General features: G+C 62.3%; 18 protein-coding genes and 1 tRNA gene. 11 read left to right on the top strand and 8 right to left on the bottom strand.

Annotated elements, in window-relative coordinates:
• Window positions 1-4: 4 nt before the first annotated feature.
• Genes QHG62_RS03575 through QHG62_RS03585 form a run of 3 tightly spaced genes read left to right on the top strand, consistent with a single transcriptional unit; the run spans window position 5 to window position 2,778 of the window.
• The gene (locus QHG62_RS03575) at window positions 5-1,201 is read left to right on the top strand and encodes an ABC transporter permease subunit (protein ID WP_281149470.1); all 1,197 of its coding nucleotides are present in this window, start codon (window positions 5-7) and stop codon (window positions 1,199-1,201) included.
• A gap of 19 nt (window positions 1,202-1,220) precedes the next feature.
• Window positions 1,221-1,994 (top strand): ABC transporter ATP-binding protein, encoded by a 774-nt coding sequence (locus QHG62_RS03580; protein ID WP_124957304.1) that lies wholly within the window; start codon window positions 1,221-1,223, stop codon window positions 1,992-1,994.
• A gap of 10 nt (window positions 1,995-2,004) precedes the next feature.
• Window positions 2,005-2,778, top strand: coding sequence for an ABC transporter ATP-binding protein (locus QHG62_RS03585; protein WP_281151492.1), 774 nt, complete (start codon window positions 2,005-2,007; stop codon window positions 2,776-2,778).
• Window positions 2,779-2,797: 19 nt separating this feature from the next.
• On the opposite strand, the gene QHG62_RS03590 is transcribed toward QHG62_RS03585, so the two are convergent.
• Both QHG62_RS03590 and QHG62_RS03595 read right to left on the bottom strand, forming a co-directional pair.
• A complete protein-coding gene (locus QHG62_RS03590) occupies window positions 2,798-3,769 on the bottom strand; it encodes a Bug family tripartite tricarboxylate transporter substrate binding protein (protein ID WP_281149471.1) in 972 nt (323 codons plus the stop codon).
• Window positions 3,770-3,797: 28 nt separating this feature from the next.
• Entirely contained in the window at window positions 3,798-4,862 is a 1,065-nt protein-coding gene (locus QHG62_RS03595) for a CDP-6-deoxy-delta-3,4-glucoseen reductase (protein WP_281149472.1), read from the bottom strand.
• 63 nt (window positions 4,863-4,925) lie between these two features.
• Between QHG62_RS03595 and QHG62_RS03600 the strand changes: the two genes are divergently transcribed.
• The 3 genes from QHG62_RS03600 (at window position 4,926) to QHG62_RS03610 (ending at window position 7,407) form a co-directional block, all read left to right on the top strand.
• Window positions 4,926-5,858, top strand: coding sequence for an NAD-dependent epimerase/dehydratase family protein (locus QHG62_RS03600; protein WP_281149473.1), 933 nt, complete (start codon window positions 4,926-4,928; stop codon window positions 5,856-5,858).
• Window positions 5,859-6,089: 231 nt separating this feature from the next.
• Window positions 6,090-6,869, top strand: coding sequence for a hypothetical protein (locus QHG62_RS03605; protein WP_281149474.1), 780 nt, complete (start codon window positions 6,090-6,092; stop codon window positions 6,867-6,869).
• 4 nt (window positions 6,870-6,873) lie between these two features.
• Window positions 6,874-7,407 (top strand): hypothetical protein, encoded by a 534-nt coding sequence (locus tag QHG62_RS03610; RefSeq protein ID WP_281149475.1) that lies wholly within the window; start codon window positions 6,874-6,876, stop codon window positions 7,405-7,407.
• A gap of 23 nt (window positions 7,408-7,430) precedes the next feature.
• Here QHG62_RS03610 and QHG62_RS03615 read toward each other — a convergent pair whose 3' ends face one another.
• The gene (locus tag QHG62_RS03615; RefSeq protein WP_432445604.1) at window positions 7,431-8,231 is read right to left on the bottom strand and encodes a hypothetical protein; all 801 of its coding nucleotides are present in this window, start codon (window positions 8,229-8,231) and stop codon (window positions 7,431-7,433) included.
• Here QHG62_RS03615 and QHG62_RS27765 point away from each other — a divergent pair.
• Complete coding sequence (locus QHG62_RS27765; protein ID WP_432445578.1) at window positions 8,119-8,430, top strand: phage adaptor protein; 312 nt, start codon at window positions 8,119-8,121, stop codon at window positions 8,428-8,430. The two genes, QHG62_RS03615 and QHG62_RS27765, sit on opposite strands and share 113 nt — an antisense overlap.
• Before the next feature lie 103 nt (window positions 8,431-8,533).
• On the opposite strand, the gene QHG62_RS03620 is transcribed toward QHG62_RS27765, so the two are convergent.
• From QHG62_RS03620 to QHG62_RS27770, 3 genes are read right to left on the bottom strand one after another with little or no spacing between them, the layout of a single operon-like run.
• Complete coding sequence (locus QHG62_RS03620; RefSeq protein WP_281149477.1) at window positions 8,534-8,818, bottom strand: hypothetical protein; 285 nt, start codon at window positions 8,816-8,818, stop codon at window positions 8,534-8,536.
• Window positions 8,802-9,260, bottom strand: coding sequence for a type II toxin-antitoxin system HicB family antitoxin (locus QHG62_RS03625; protein WP_281149478.1), 459 nt, complete (start codon window positions 9,258-9,260; stop codon window positions 8,802-8,804). The genes QHG62_RS03620 and QHG62_RS03625 overlap by 17 nt, the downstream gene beginning before the upstream one ends.
• A gap of 7 nt (window positions 9,261-9,267) precedes the next feature.
• The gene (locus tag QHG62_RS27770) at window positions 9,268-9,522 is read right to left on the bottom strand and encodes a type II toxin-antitoxin system HicA family toxin (protein ID WP_432445579.1); all 255 of its coding nucleotides are present in this window, start codon (window positions 9,520-9,522) and stop codon (window positions 9,268-9,270) included.
• Between the two features lie 326 nt (window positions 9,523-9,848).
• Here QHG62_RS27770 and QHG62_RS03630 point away from each other — a divergent pair, with 326 nt between their 5' ends.
• A complete protein-coding gene (locus tag QHG62_RS03630) occupies window positions 9,849-10,670 on the top strand; it encodes a hypothetical protein (RefSeq protein WP_281149479.1) in 822 nt (273 codons plus the stop codon).
• 66 nt (window positions 10,671-10,736) lie between these two features.
• Here the strand turns inward: QHG62_RS03630 and QHG62_RS03635 are convergent.
• A tRNA-Leu gene (locus QHG62_RS03635) sits at window positions 10,737-10,821 on the bottom strand.
• Window positions 10,822-10,863: 42 nt separating this feature from the next.
• On the opposite strand from QHG62_RS03635, the gene cysM reads away from it, so the two are divergent.
• The 3 genes from cysM to QHG62_RS03650 are packed head-to-tail and all read left to right on the top strand — an operon-like array spanning window position 10,864 to window position 12,571.
• Window positions 10,864-11,766 carry a cysteine synthase CysM gene (gene cysM / locus QHG62_RS03640; RefSeq protein WP_281149480.1) on the top strand — a complete coding sequence of 301 codons (903 nt, stop codon included), beginning with the start codon at window positions 10,864-10,866 and terminating at the stop codon, window positions 11,764-11,766.
• A 9-nt stretch (window positions 11,767-11,775) separates the two neighbouring features.
• Window positions 11,776-12,354, top strand: a complete 579-nt coding sequence (locus QHG62_RS03645) for an NUDIX domain-containing protein (RefSeq protein ID WP_126745658.1) — start codon at window positions 11,776-11,778, stop codon at window positions 12,352-12,354.
• Window positions 12,344-12,571 (top strand): sulfurtransferase TusA family protein, encoded by a 228-nt coding sequence (locus tag QHG62_RS03650; RefSeq protein ID WP_126745659.1) that lies wholly within the window; start codon window positions 12,344-12,346, stop codon window positions 12,569-12,571. The genes QHG62_RS03645 and QHG62_RS03650 overlap by 11 nt, the downstream gene beginning before the upstream one ends.
• A 58-nt stretch (window positions 12,572-12,629) precedes the next feature.
• Here the strand turns inward: QHG62_RS03650 and galU are convergent, their stop codons facing one another.
• Complete coding sequence (gene galU, locus QHG62_RS03655) at window positions 12,630-13,520, bottom strand: UTP--glucose-1-phosphate uridylyltransferase GalU (protein WP_281149481.1); 891 nt, start codon at window positions 13,518-13,520, stop codon at window positions 12,630-12,632.
• Between the last annotated feature and the right edge of the window lies 1 nt (window position 13,521).

Raw genomic sequence — 13,521 nt, forward strand, 5'->3', positions numbered from 1 at the left:
CACCATGAAGAACAGCAAGAACCTCGCTCTCTACATCCTCGGCGTCGTCGCGGTGCTCGCACTGCCGATCTTCCTGCAAAGCCAGGGCAACGCCTGGGTGCGCATCGCCGACATCGCGTTGCTCTACGTGATGCTGGCCCTCGGCCTGAACATCGTCGTCGGCTACGCCGGCCTGCTCGACCTGGGCTACGTGGCCTTCTTTGCCGTGGGCGCGTATCTCTTCGCGCTCATGGGCTCGTCGCACCTGTCCGACACGTTCCCGTGGTTCAAGGCCATGTTCCCGAACGGGCTGCACACCTCGCTACTCATCGTGATACCGCTGGCACTGGTGGTGGCGGGGGTGCTGGGCGTGATGCTCGGGGCGCCCACGCTCAAGCTGCGCGGCGACTACCTGGCCATCGTGACGCTCGGCTTCGGCGAAATCATCCGGGTGTTCCTGAACAACCTCGACCAGCCGATCAACATCACCAACGGTCCCAAGGGCATCACCGCCATCGACTCCATCAAGTTCTGGGGGCTCGACCTCGGCAAGGCATGGAAGTTCGACGGCTTCACGATTTCGTCGGTCACGCTCTACTACTACCTGTTCCTTGCGCTGGTGATCGCCACGATCATCATTTCGCATCGGCTGCAAATCTCCCGCATCGGCCGCGCCTGGATGGCCATCCGCGAAGACGAGATCGCCGCCAAGGCCATGGGCATCAACACCCGCAACATGAAGCTGCTGGCTTTCGGTATGGGCGCCAGCTTCGGCGGCGTTTCGGGTGCCATGTTCGCGGCCTTCCAGGGCTTCGTGTCGCCCGAATCGTTCAGCCTCATGGAGTCGGTGATGATCGTCGCCATGGTGGTGCTGGGCGGCATCGGCCACCTGCCGGGCGTGATTCTCGGCGCCGTGCTGCTGGCCGCCTTGCCCGAGGTGCTGCGCTATGTGGCCGGCCCGCTGCAGGCCATGACCGATGGCCGCCTCGATGCGTCCATCCTGCGCCAGCTCTTCATCGCGCTGGCCATGATCGTCATCATGCTGATGCGTCCGCGCGGCCTCTGGCCTTCGCCCGAGCATGGCAAGACATTGCAGCGCAAGGGGGTGGCCTCCGACGCGCCGGTGGCCCCGGGCTCGCTCCAGACCCACGCGCCCGGCATCGAAACGCCCGCCGACGAATTGCCGGGTGCGGCTTCGCGTCCCATGTCGATCAATCCGTGAGCCGAAGGAAGCAATCAACATGACGACAGACACCATCCTCGACGTTCGCGGAATTTCCAAACGTTTCGGCGGCCTGCAGGCGCTTTCCGACGTCGGCATCACCATCAAGCGCGGCCAGGTCTACGGCTTGATCGGCCCCAACGGAGCCGGCAAGACCACGTTCTTCAACGTGATCACCGGGCTCTACACGCCCGACAGCGGCAGCTTCGAACTGGCCGGCAAGCCGTACCAGCCGACGGCCGTGCATGAAGTGGCCAAGGCAGGCATTGCGCGCACCTTCCAGAACATTCGCCTGTTCTCCGAAATGACGGCGCTCGAGAACGTCATGGTCGGCCGCCACATCCGCACCCATTCGGGCGTGTTCGGCGCCATGCTTCGCACGCGTTCGTTCAAGGCCGAGGAAAAGGCCATTGCCGACCGCGCGCAAGAGCTGCTCGACTACGTGGGCATTGGCAAGTTTGCCGACTACAAGGCGCGCACGCTCTCGTACGGTGACCAGCGCCGGCTCGAAATTGCCCGTGCCCTGGCCACTGATCCGCAGCTCATCGCACTGGACGAGCCGGCCGCCGGCATGAACTCCACCGAGAAGGTGCTGCTGCGCGAACTCATCGACCGCATCCGCAAGGACGACCGCACCATTCTCATCATCGAACACGACGTCAAGCTCATCATGGGCCTGTGCGACCGCGTCACGGTGCTCGACTACGGCAAGCAGATTGCCGAAGGCACGCCCTACGACGTGCAGAAGAACGAGAAGGTGATCGAGGCTTACCTCGGCACCGGAGGACACTGAAATGACGACGATGACGAGCGCAGAAGAAACATTCACCGCAACCCCGCCGAAGACCGCTGCCAATGCTCCCGGCAAGACGCTGCTCAAGGTCAGCGGGCTGAAGGTCGGCTACGGCGGCATCCAGGCCGTGAAAGGCGTGGACTTCGAGGTTCACGAAGGCGAGCTGGTGTCGCTCATCGGCTCCAACGGGGCCGGCAAGACCACCACGATGAAGGCCATTACCGGCACGCTGCCGGCGGGCGCGGGCAGTATCGAATTCCTGGGCCGCAACATCAAAGGCCGCGGTGCGTGGGATCTGGTGGGCGAGGGCCTGGTGATGGTTCCCGAAGGCCGCGGCGTGTTCACGCGCATGACGATCACCGAGAACCTGCAGATCGGCGCCTACATCCGCAAGGACAAGGCCGAGATCGCAAGCGACATGGAGCGCGTGTTCGTGACCTTTCCGCGTCTGCGCGAGCGCAAGGACCAGCTCGCGGGCACCATGTCGGGCGGCGAACAGCAAATGCTGGCCATGGGCCGCGCGCTCATGGCGCGACCCAAGGTGCTGCTGCTCGATGAGCCCACCATGGGCCTGTCGCCCATCATGTGCGACAAGATCTTCGAGGTGGTGCAAACCGTGGCCGCGCAGGGCGTGACCATTCTGCTGGTGGAGCAGAACGCCAACCGCGCACTGCAATTGGCCGACCGTGGCTACGTGATGGAGTCGGGGCTCATCACCATGACCGGCGACGCGAAGGAACTGCTGCGCGACCCGCGCGTGCGGGCCGCTTACCTGGGCGAATAACCCGCAAAAGCCGCAGGGGTCAGTCGACCCTTGCGCCGGTGGCCTTCACCACGGCTTCGTACTTGGAGAGCTCGCTCTTCATGAACGTGCCGAACTGCTCCGGCGAGCTGGCCACCGGCTCGGCCAGCAGCGTGGCAAAACGGGTTTTCGTTTCCGGTGCGTTCAACGCCGCCACAAAGGCCTGGTTGAGCTTTGCGAGCACGTCGTGCGGCGTGCCGGCGGGCGCCACCAGACCCCACCAGGTGTCGATCGAAAAGCCCTTGAGCGTGTCGGCCACGGGCGGCACCTCGGGCATGGCGCTGCTGCGCTGCAAGGTGGTGACGGCAATGGCTTTGAGCTTGCCCGAGCGGATGTTCGGTGCCGCCGTGGCAAGGTTGTCGAAGTTGAAGTCGACCTGGCCCGAGAGCAGCGCCAGCTGCGCCGGATTGCCGCCGTTGTAGGGAATGTGCAGCGCAAAGATGCCGGCCTGCTTCTTGAACAGCTCGCCCGCCAGGTGTCCGGCGCTGCCGTTGCCGCCGCTGCCGTAGTTGAGCTTGGCCGGGTTGGCCTTGGCATAGCGGATCAGGTCGGCCACGGTGTTGATCTTCAGGCGCTGCGCTGTTTCAGCGTTCATCACCAGCACATTGGGTACGCGCACCATCTGCGTGATGGGTGCGAAGTCGCTCGCCGCATTGAATGGAATCTTGCTGTAGAGCCACGGGTTGACCGCATGCGTCGCCGTGGCGGCAATGCCGATCGTGAGGCCGTCAGGCGCGGCCTTGGCCACCGCATCGGCGCCGATGTTGCCGCCTGCACCGGGCTTGTTGTCGATGATGACCGTGCCCAGGCTGTCTTTCACGCGCTCGGCCAGGATGCGGGCCGTCACGTCGATGGGGCCGCCCGCGGCGTAAGGCACCACGAGGCGGATGGGGCGCTGCTGCGCCGCGGAATGGCCGGTGGCAAGCACCGCGGCGCTCGCAAGCAGGGTGAAGAGGAAGTGTCTCGTTTTCATTTTTCTGTGTTGTGCAAGGGAAGCAGTATCAGGGCAGCGCCTTGTCGGCCTCAGTGGTGAAGGCGTCGGCAAAGAATTCTTCTTCGGGCAGGCCGGCCATTGCCACGTAGTCGCGCTTGGCCGAATCGACCACGATCGGCGCGCCGCAGGCGTACACCTGGTGGCCCGAGAGGTCGGCAAAGTCTTCCAGCACCGCGCGGTGGACGAAGCCCGTGCGGCCGGTCCAGTTGTCTTCCGGCGTGGCGTTGGACACGACCGGCACATAGCGCAGGTTCGGCATTTCGGCGAGTTGCTCGCGCAGCCAGGCATCCATGTACAGGTCTTCGGGCCGCCGGCCGCCCCAATAGACGGTGGCCGGCCGGTCGATGCCCTTGAACTTCATGTGTTCGAGCAGAGCCTTGATGGGCGCGAAGCCCGTGCCGGAAGCCAGCAGGATCATCGGCTTGCTGGAGTCTTCGCGCAGGAAGAAGCTGCCGTAGGGGCCTTCGATGCGAAGGATTTCCTTTTCCTTCATCACGCCGAACACGTGGTCGGTGAACTTGCCGCCCGGCAAATGCCGCAGGTGCAGTTCGATGCCCGTGCCCGGCTCGCCCAGCGTGTGCGGCGCATTGGCCATCGAGTAGCTGCGGCGTGCCCCGTCGCGCAGGATGAACTCCACGTACTGGCCGGCATGGAATTGCAGCGGCTCGCCCGCCGGCAACTGCAGGCGCAGCTTCATCACGTCGTGCGACAGGCGCGTGAGCGCCAGCACCCGCACGGGCATCTTGCGGATCGGAAAGGCCCCCGCCTCCGTGACTTGGCGCGATTCGAGCACCACGTCGCTCTTGGCATGGGCGCAGCAGGTCAGCACGAAGCCGGCCAGCTGTTCCTCGGCACTCAAGGCCTTGCTCTGGTGCGGGCCCAACTCCACCTCGCCCGAGAGCTTCTTGCACTTGCAAGAGCCGCAGGCGCCGTCCTTGCAGCCATACGGGAGGCCAATGCCTTGCCGGATGCCGGCCGCGAGAATGGTTTCGTCACCATGCACCACGAAATGACGCCCGCTGGGCTCGACGGTGATGGAAAAGCCCGCGTCATGCGGCGCTGCAACAGTCATCGGTATTCTTCGGCTTGTTTCAGCCTGGAGCAGAAAAGAGAAAAAGGGAAAGGAACCCGGATTTTGCCTTCAATCAATAGCCCTTCCGGCGCGCTGCCGGCGCGCTTCCGCCGCGAGCGCCTGCTTATCGTCGGTTGCGGAGATGTGGGCCAGCGCGTGGCCCGCGACCTGCGCGGCCGCATGCAGCTGGTGGCGCTCACTTCGTCGGCCGAGCGGGTGCCGGCGCTGCGCGCGGCCGGCATCCGTCCGCTCGTGGGCAATCTCGACGACCCGGCCACGCTTCGCCGCCTGGCCGGCCTGGCCACCCGCGTGCTGCACCTGGCGCCGCCGGCGCGCGACGGCGGAGCGGCCTGGTGGCGCGACCAGCGCACCACCGCATTGGCCCGTGCGCTCCGGTTGCGGTCCACGCCCCTCGCATTCGTCTATGGCTCCACCAGCGGGGTTTACGGCGACTGCGGCGGTGCGCGAGTGAGCGAAACGCGCACCGTACGGCCCGATACGCCCCGCGCCCACCGCCGCGTGGACGCCGAGCGCGCCGTGCGCTGGCTCGGCCGCAGCGCGGGCGTGCGCGCGAGCATCCTTCGCATTCCGGGCATCTACGCGTCCGACAGGGAGGGCGGCACCCCGCGCCAGCGGCTGCAGCGCGGCACGCCCGTGCTGCGGCGGGAGGACGACGTGTTCACCAGCCACATTCACGCCGACGATCTGGCGCGCGCCTGCGTGGCTGCACTGTTCCGCGGCCGGCCGCAGCGCATCGTGCATGCCGCCGACGACACCGAGCTGCGCATGGGCGACTACATCGACCTGGCCGCCGACTTGTATGGAATGCCCCGACCGCCGCGCGTGGCACGCGACGAAGCCGAGCGCCAGCTGCCGCTGCAATTGCTGAGTTTCATGGGGGAATCGCGCCGGCTCGACAACACGCGGCTCAAGCGTGAACTGCGCGTGCGGCTTGCGCATCCGACGGTGCATACAGGGCTGCGCGAGGCGGCCTGATGCGCGTCAAAAATATGGTGCCCGGGGCCGGAATCGAACCGGCACACCTTTCGGTGGGGGATTTTGAGTCCCGGTAGGAATCCAACATCCATGAGGGTTTTTTGGCGAAACGTTCCGCATTTGGCCCGTCGTTCTTCCCTCGGAAGATTGGCAGATGCGGAACGAGATTGAGGTACTCAGATCTGCCTGCATAATGCGCAAACGCAGTGTGTGAAGCACGCCGTTACAAATATGATCTTCAACCGCCCCGCATCCAAGTCTGGTCCTCTGTTTGAGATGGTCGGCCAGTATCTGTTGGAGAACGAGGGGCCAGACCCTCTTGCACTCGCTCGGATGCGCCGGGAAGCGTCAGCAGTGTTAAAGACACCGGACGTGGCAGCGGGACATATCTTGTGCTCCGGCATAGCCGCTCTTGAATGGGATGCTGCCAAAGCTGCAGCGCACGTAGACGAAGCGGTCAGACAAGATGGTTCGATTGAGACGCTGATGAACGCGTTGGTAACCTTCGCCGCGCTTGGACGTCCTGACTTGTCAGTTCCATACGCCCTGGCCGCAGCAGAGCGGGCGCCGGCGCGAGCTGCTGTTATCAACGAAGCCTCGTCTGTCCTTATCGCGCTCGGTCGAGTAACGGAAGCTGCGGAACTTCAAACGAACTGTGCTGCGATCGACAATATGGCCGATTTCGAAATTGATGCTGCTTATCTTGCCGACGTGATGAGCACCGTTGGAGTGAGTGAGGATTGGGTTGCAGAGGAACTGCGGATCGCTCGCCAAGTTTTGATTGATGCTCGAACCAGAGTTCGGCGGTTCTCGTACAAAAGTGAGAACGATCCAGATGGAGGCGCGTGCCTGGCCTTTGAGTTTGGCTTCCTTGGCACCCTTGACGATGAGTTCAGACTGGACGACGAGCTAGCTTCTCGTTTAGTCACGACTGACCGATGGAACCCGGCCCGACTGTCGGTGCATATGCAATATATGGAAGCTGAGGAAGATGCCGTCGTCGCCGGCTGAGTTGATGCAGCTCTCCAAGGATCTCGTTGCACTTGGTGGCAACGAGACTTGGCAGCGCTGCGTGATTTCGCGTGCCTACTATGCAAGCTTGCACGCGACGAATGAGACGTTCCCCAGAAACGTGGGAGACGTTCGGCCGGACCACGAATCGTCGCACGCAGAGATCATTAATCGCGCTGTGCGCTACGGCAAATCATTCGATCCCGGAAGGACCGATGCCAGCCAGATAGCTCAGGCGCTGCCTCGCCTGCGCAAACTGCGAAATTTTGCTGACTATGATTTGGACGAAGCTCTTTCTGCCAAAGAATACGAAGATGGCTTAAGGCGCGCGGAGAAGATTTTGAATCACTGTTCAGAAGTAGTTCGATTGCGCGCCGCCGCTCGTCCTGCTGGCGATACGGCAAACTCTGATGGCCCTGCCGTGACCGTTCCGGCGACTGGCACTAGCGATTCGCTGGCACCCCTTCCTCCGCTTGAGAACCAGACGCCGGAAGAAAGCGTCCCGCCGCCAAGGCCAACTTTGAAGCGCGTCAAGTAGGCTTTCCGTTCAAGAGACTGGCTTTAGTCTCCGGACCGCCCCGTAATGGCGCTCCGTGAGCCTCGTGCTGTCATGCTGCAGCAGCTGTGACGCGGCTTCCAGGCTCTCCGATTTCTGGGCTGCGCGTTTCCGGCCATCGCGAAGGTACAACGCACGAATAGCCCGCACCAGGTCGTCGTCGTTGTGGATACTGGCTTTGACGGCGGCCCGCTCGCGCGCCTTGTCCCACTGATAGCGCAGCTTCCGTATTTCACGGGCTGGCTCTCCGGGGTGGACAGCAGCATTAAATGGTCCGCGCTGAGCGCCCTACGGCATTGCAGCAGGTCCGGCAGCGTCTGCGACAGGCTCATGTCCCATTCGGCCTCCTTGCCCGTCTTGCTTGCCTCAAGGTGCAGCAGGTCGCCGCGGGGCAGCAGCACGGTGATGCAGTCCATCAGTCGCATACCGGTGGCCGAGCCCAAGTCCATGCAGTCGCGCAGGGTCTGATTGCCTTCGTAGTGGATCGCCTCCCAAACTGGGTCTAGCACCTTCATGCGGCGCGGCTTTTCTGGGTTCTTCCACTTCGATTTCTCCATGCCGGCAGCTGGCCAGGGAGGAGTTGTCATCCCCTCTATCCGAGCCCAGTTCCAGATGATCGACAGCAAGGCCATTTCCCGGTTGCCCTGTGTCTTGGCGGACCGGGCGCGCAGGTAGGCCGCCGTCATCAACTGGATGAACCGCGGGGACATCGCGGCCGTGGTGCCCGATTTCATCGCCTTGGCCGAGTCGCGCATTGCCACGGATGTGCGCGTGCGCCGAATGCTGAAGGCAGCGACCCTCTCTATCGTAGCCGGGCTTGGCGTTGCCTTGCCGCCTGCGCGCACCGGCTGCAGCAGCAGTGGCATACCGTCGATCCGCTCGAACTGGAGGATGTCGCGCGTGACCTGTGGCGCGACGAACGCCTGCGAGCGATGCCGCCTGATGCCGCGGCCGTGGAGTGGCTGCGGCCGATCAACGAAACGGTGTTGTAGGCCGGCTAATTAACGTCGTTAATTGCCGCGTACTTGGGCTTGGACGGTCGAGCTTCAGGAGAGCAGGGGGCATGAAAAAGCCCGCACAAGGCGGGCTCATCCCGGATTCCATGATCCTATTTCGGCTTGGCGACCCGAGCTGGTCGAGCCGGCTTCGCCGGGTTGACCTCTGCAGCATCAACTGTCAAAAAATTCGAAGCCGGAGCCGAACGCAGTCCAAGTGACTTCACGCCCATCATGGCTCCTGGCATCTGGGTGTCTGCCGAGGCACCAACCGCTCCAACGCCGATTGAGATCTCAACGGCGAGCTCGTACAGGCCTTCGTGTAGCCCGTGGTGTTTTATCAAAATCTCCGTGATTTCCTTCAGCGTATGAGGATAAATCTTAGTGGAGTTGGACATCAACGCTCTCCCATCTAACCGGAGACGACGAAGTCGCGATGGCCTCGCTTACTTCCCCTTCGAGCACGATCCGATGAACGTGCTCCACCTTACGAGGGGTGCCATTGCGGGCGCTCACGTATTCATGGATTGCCTCCGCAACAACAGCGTTCAGCGATCTCTCATCGCTGGCCGCGAGCATCACTGCCGCCTTATGGCATTCCGGTTCGATGCGGACATTGAATTGTCCGGTGAAGCATTTCTGCGGCTCCTTGCCAATCGCTAGACAGGTCTCAACGTAGTCCTCGACCGCAGCCTCAAACTCCGCTTGTAGTTCCTTGGGCGTGCTCGCCTGATAGGTAACCAAGTCGGTCACAAACATTAGCTTGCCGCGTAACACGCCGCGCTCGACGTCTACCTCGGCTGAGCCTTGATAGTCCTTGTACTTAAGGATGTTCGTCATGGTGTACTTAGATAAGCCCGTAATCTCTGAGATGAGTAACGATGTCAACGATGCACCCTTTGTCCACATCTGGGGACGGGTGAGGCTCGTGACAAGAGATGATGGCCCCGGTAGCGGGGTGGTGGAACTTTCGACGAGAGCCCTTGCCGTTAAGCATGTCGTAGCCCAAGCCTTCGAGAACGGTCTTCAGTTCGTCCCACTTGAAATCTGCAGGAGGTGGTGTTCTGCACAGCTTCTCCAGCGCCTTTGCGTGTTTAGACATAGCTTAATTCAGAACAGCCGAGCAGTGTAACTATTTTTTGGTTACTACGCACTGGCTTCTGCCGAAGTGAGTAGTTTCATAAGCTGAAATTCGAGCACTCTACAGCACGACCCTGTTTCAATCATCCATTTCGATGCTCCACCGGCTGAGGACTGTCTCCCGCTTTTGGATCCAGTGTGAGCCCGGACCGTAGGCCTCCAGCGCAGACTCAAGGATGATCTTCATGTGCCGCCTGAGGTACAAACAGCGATTCTGATCAATGTGGATCATCTATGAGACGAGCATCCCTCACAACGAGAGATTTGTCGGAAGAGACCATCCGGCGGTTGAAGGATGAACTCTTCGAGGCGCGGCACGCTGTCATCGAATTGATGTCGCCAGGTGTGCGTAGCGTGCTGGACTCCCACTATCGATGTGTCTCAGCAAAGGACACCTACGCGTGGTTTGAAGACGTGATGGACGACTTGATCGAACTTGCAGAGGTGTTGCCCCCCGTCCCTTTTTACTTCGGACAGCGAGCAAATTGCCCGCTGTGTGGGTGCGGCCCAAATTCGCCTTACGACGAGGGGTTTGCGCTGCCAGAAGGACTGCGGATGCACCTCCAAGGCAAAGGAAACGCGCGTCAATGCTCAGCGATGAAAGCAGCTTTGGCATTGGCGCGGAGCCACTGGGACGACAAATTCCACCCGCGCTGGTCGCCTGAACACGAAGCGGCGCAGGCTAAGGTTAAAGCGCGCCGCGGCAAAGAGATTCAGTACTTGATCAGTCCGCATGTGGCTCCACGCTTGGTAGACGAAGGCATGTACCCCGGCCAAGTGCGAGATGCTGAAAGCTTAGCTTGGGCTGAGGCTCGACTAGTCGACCTCGGCTTTAAGTACGAGGCGGAAACAAGGGTCCGTGCGTATATCAGGGAAACCCCAAACGCCTGCGTGTATGCCGACCCGCGGCAGAGTGGCTCAATTTCGTTTGCTGTCCTGCTCAAGCCGATTCAAAAGGGGCTAAGTAGATCGGAAAGCAGGCGTGTTCCTATCGGGAGCTTTCGGATCCTAGACGGCCGAAAAAAAGATATTGAGAACAAGTTTGCCGCGGAAGTCGCGTCGGCAGTCAAAGAACTGGCGCCTCCACTGAAGCTGGTTGCCAGTGACTGATCGCGTCATTTGCGGAACGCTTGGCGCGATGTTGGCGAGCACTATCGCCAAACGCGGCTGAGAATATGGTGCCCGGGGCCGGAATCGAACCGGCACACCTTTCGGTGGGGGATTTTGAGTCCCCTGCGTCTACCAATTTCACCACCCGGGCAGGGTTCTGAACGAAGCCCAAAATTATGGCACAGTGGCTGCCATGAATTATCCGACGATCGAAGACGCCATCGGCAAGACCCCCCTGGTGGCACTGCAACGCATCGACGCCGCCGAAAACGCCAAGCGCGGCAACGTGATCCTCGGCAAGCTGGAAGGCAACAATCCCGCGGGTTCGGTCAAGGACCGGCCCGCGCTCTCGATGATCAAGCGCGCCGAGGAGCGCGGTGAAGTCAAGCCTGGCGACACGCTGATCGAAGCCACCTCCGGCAACACAGGCATTGCGCTGGCCATGGCTGCGGCCATCAAGGGCTACCGCATGGTGCTGATCATGCCGGAGGACCTGTCCGTGGAACGCGCCCAGACCATGAAGGCCTTCGGCGCCGAGCTGGTGCTCACGCCCAAGAGCGGCGGCATGGAATACGCGCGGGATCTCGCCGAGCAGATGGTGGCGCAGGGCAAGGGAAGGGTGCTCGACCAGTTCGCCAACCCGGACAACCCGCGCATCCACTACGAAACCACCGGCCCCGAGATCTGGGCCGACACCAAGGGCAAGATCACACACTTCGTGAGCGCCATGGGCACCACCGGCACCATCACCGGCGTTTCGCGTTTTCTCAAAGAAAAGAACCCCGCGGTGCGCATCATCGGCGCGCAGCCCGCCGAGGGCTCGCGCATTCCGGGCATCCGCAAATGGCCGGCCGAATACCTGCCCAAGATCTACGACGCGAGCCGGGTCGATGAAGAAATCAGCGTGAGCCAGGACAACGCAGAAGAAATGTGCCGGCGCCTCGCGCGCGAAGAGGGCATCTTCGGCGGCATTTCTGCGGCCGGTGCGCTGTGGGTGGCGCTCGAGGTCGCAAAAAGGGTCGAAAACGCCACCATCGTGTTCGTGGTGTGCGACCGCGGCGACCGGTATCTCTCGACCGGCGTGTTCCCCGCCTGACAGAAATCCATGCCCCATCCCAAGTTTTGCCAGGCCTGCGCCACGCCGCTCGAATGGATCGCGTTGATGGAAGACGGCGGCGCCAAGGAGCGCCTGCGCTGCCCCAACTGCGGCCATACCCATTGGAACAACCCCACGCCCGTGCTCGCGGCCATCGTCGAATACCGGGGGCAGGTGCTGCTGGCGCGAAACGCCGCCTGGCCGGTGAAGATGTACGCGCTGATCACCGGCTTCATGGAGGCCGGCGAAACGCCTGAAGAAGGCATTGCGCGCGAGGTGAAGGAAGAAACCAACCTCGACGTGAGCGCAACCAAGCTCGTGGGCGCGTACGACTTCCAGCGCATGAACCAGATCATCATCGCGTACCACGTGGTGGCCGATGGCGAAGTGAAGCTCTCGCCCGAGCTGCTGGACTATCGCCTCTACGACTTGCCCGATCTCAAGTGCTGGCCCGCCGGCACCGGCTACGCGCTGGCCGACTGGCTGCGCACGCGGGGACACGAGCCGGTGTTCTTTACCGCTGCCGAAAACGAAGAGCGGCGACGCGGCCTGAACTTGCCGCCCGAGGAGCCGAAGCATGCAAATTGATCGTGAACTCGACACGCGGGGCCTGAACTGCCCGCTGCCCATTCTCAAGGCCAAGAAATCGCTCAACGACATGGCCAGCGGCCAGTTGCTGAAGGTGGTGTCGACCGACCCGGGCTCGCTGCGCGACTTTCAGGCTTTTTCGCGGCAGACAGGCAACGAACTGGTCGAGCAGCAGACCGTCGGCAGCGATTTCATCCACGTGCTGAAGCGGCGCTGAGCAGCAGCAAAGCTGACCGGCAATAGAAAAGGGCCCCGCAGGGCCCTTTTTCTTTCTTTCAGAGCTCCAGGCTCTTGAGGTATTCGCGGAATTGCGCGCCCACTTCGGGGTGCGCCAGCGCAAGCTCCACCGAGGCCTGCAGAAAGCCTTCCTTGCTGCCGCAGTCGTAGCGGATGCCCTTGTAGGCATAGGCGTAGACCGATTCCTTCTTCATCAACGACGCGATGCCGTCGGTGAGCTGGATCTCGCCGCCCGCACCCTTGGGCTGGTTGCGGATTTCCTCGAACACGCCGGGCGTGAGGATATAGCGGCCCGCCACGCCGAGGCGCGAAGGTGCCTTGTCCGGCGATGGTTTTTCGATCATGCGGTCGACCTTTACGAGGTCGTCGCCGATGGATTCGCCCGCCACGATGCCGTAGCGCTTCACGTGCTCGAGCGGCACTTCCTGCACCGCAAGCACCGATGCGCCCAGCTTGCCGAAGGCAGCCGTCATCTGCGCAAGCACAGGCGCTCCGCCCACCGGGCCGACCATCAAGTCGTCGGCCAGCAGCACGGCAAAAGGTTCGTTGCCGACCAAGTGCTCGGCGCACAGCACTGCATGGCCAAGGCCCAGCATGCGCGGTTGGCGCACATACGAGCAGGTCATGTCGTCGGGCATGACCGAGCGCGCAATGTTGAGCAGCTCGTGCTTGCCGCTGGCCTCGAGCTGGCTCTCGAGTTCGTAGGCGGTGTCGTAGTGGTCTTCGATGGCACGTTTGTTTCGGCCAGTTACGAAAATCATGTCGCGAATGCCCGCCGCGTAGGCTTCCTCAACCGCATATTGGATGAGTGGCTTGTCGACAACCGGCAGCATTTCCTTTGGCTGCGCCTTGGTGGCGGGCAGAAAGCGGGTGCCGAAACCTGCAACAGGAAATACGGCCTTGCGGATGCGTGTCGAGGGAGTGGGCATG

Origin of the sequence: Variovorax paradoxus (genome assembly GCF_029919115.1) — a bacterium.
Classification (GTDB): Bacteria; Pseudomonadota; Gammaproteobacteria; order Burkholderiales; family Burkholderiaceae_C; genus Variovorax; species Variovorax paradoxus_O.